Source organism: Parabacteroides sp. AF14-59 (genome assembly GCF_003479515.1).
Lineage (GTDB): Bacteria > Bacteroidota > Bacteroidia > Bacteroidales > Tannerellaceae > Parabacteroides > Parabacteroides faecis.
Window position 1 is genome coordinate 133,528 of sequence record NZ_QUHH01000019.1, and the last position, 1,506, is coordinate 135,033.

The 1,506-nt window shown below is 26.9% G+C and carries 2 protein-coding genes; both read left to right on the plus strand.

Features of this window, described 5'->3' with window-relative positions; all coding sequences use genetic code 11:
- Positions 1–123: 123 nt before the first annotated feature.
- Positions 124–681, plus strand: coding sequence for an acetyltransferase (locus DWW23_RS18880; protein WP_199664159.1), 558 nt, complete (start codon positions 124–126; stop codon positions 679–681).
- 121 nt (positions 682–802) lie between these two features.
- A partial coding sequence (locus DWW23_RS18885; protein WP_147382629.1) for a glycosyltransferase family 2 protein occupies positions 803–1,506 on the plus strand: 704 nt, incomplete at its 3' end.

Genomic DNA, 1,506 nt, shown 5'->3' on the forward strand with positions numbered 1-1,506 from the left:
TAAAAAAAAATTCTAAATTCATAATATATATATACATTTAATATTTTCATTCAAATGAAATTAAAATCTTAATTAAATATCACGATGAATATTTATCAGTATAGTTTCAGTAATAAAATATATATGATCTGGTGTTTTTTCCGCACAAGATTATTTTATCCACAAGCACGTATAATACGTTTTCCATTTGATATCAGAAATCGTAAAAATATTTATATAGGACATCAATTTACGGCAGGTAGAAATTGTCGTTTAGAAGTTTGTGGAGGCTCTATGAAAAATAAAAATATTTGTCTATCTATTGGAGATAATGTTCAAATCAATGATTATGTACATATTGCTGCTTATAAGAAAGTGGAAATAGGAAATGATGTTTTAATTGCAAGTAAAGTGTTCATTTCTGATATTAATCATGGAAATTATAAAAATGAAGAAAAATTTGATATCTCGCTTCCTCCAGAAAAGCAACCGTTATCATCTTCGTCTGTATATATCGGTAATAGTGTATGGATCGGAGAATCAGCCTGCATACTACCTGGAGTAACTATCGGAGAACATTCAGTTATTGGAGCATTATCTAACGTTACTAAATCTATTCCTGCTTATTCCATAGCTGTGGGTAATCCTGCACGAGTTATAAAACAATATAATTTTGAAACTCAATCATGGACACGAGTATAATTATCTTTATACATATATTATAACTATTAGATCATATGTTATTTTTCTTTTAAAATTTTGTTTTATTATACAATCATATAGTAACATTCATTATAAAAAATATTTTAATCCATTTTCATAAATGATCACAGCTTCTATCGTTACTTATTGCACTCCACAAGAGGAATTGGAGACTATATTATCATGTGCAAAAAATTCACCTATAGATAAAATCTATATAATTGACAATTCTCCCACTAGTATACTTCGCAATAATATTTACACCTTTTCTAATAATATAGAATATATTTGGGGACATGGTAATATTGGATATGGTAGTGCACATAACATCGCTATGAGAAAAGCTTATCAATCAGGGGCAACTTATCATATTATTTTAAATCCTGATATATCTTTTCAAAATGGAGTAATTGAAGCCTGTAGAGACTATATGGAACAAAATGCATCAGTAGGAACAATAATGCCAAAGGTTATTTACCCCAATGGGGAAACTCAATACTTATGCAAATTATTACCAACTCCTTTTAATCTAATTTTCCGGAGATTCTTTCCTTTTAAATTTCTAAAAAAATACAATGACAAATATGAATTGAGATTATTTGGATATGATAAAACAATAAATGTACCTTGTCTCTCTGGTTGTTTTATGTTTTTAAGAACAAAGATATTCGAAGATATAGGATATTTTGATGAACGTTATTTTATGTATGGAGAAGATTTTGATTATTATCGTCGTATTCATACAAAATATAAAACAATATTTTATCCTTTAGTCTTTATTATTCATAAACACAAAAAAGAATCATATAAAAATAAAAAATTATT

Coding starts and splice junctions, on each gene's coding strand:
- DWW23_RS18880 (WP_199664159.1), top strand. CDS start 124: ATGATCTGGTGTTTTTTCCGCACAAGATTATTTTATCCACAAGCACGT.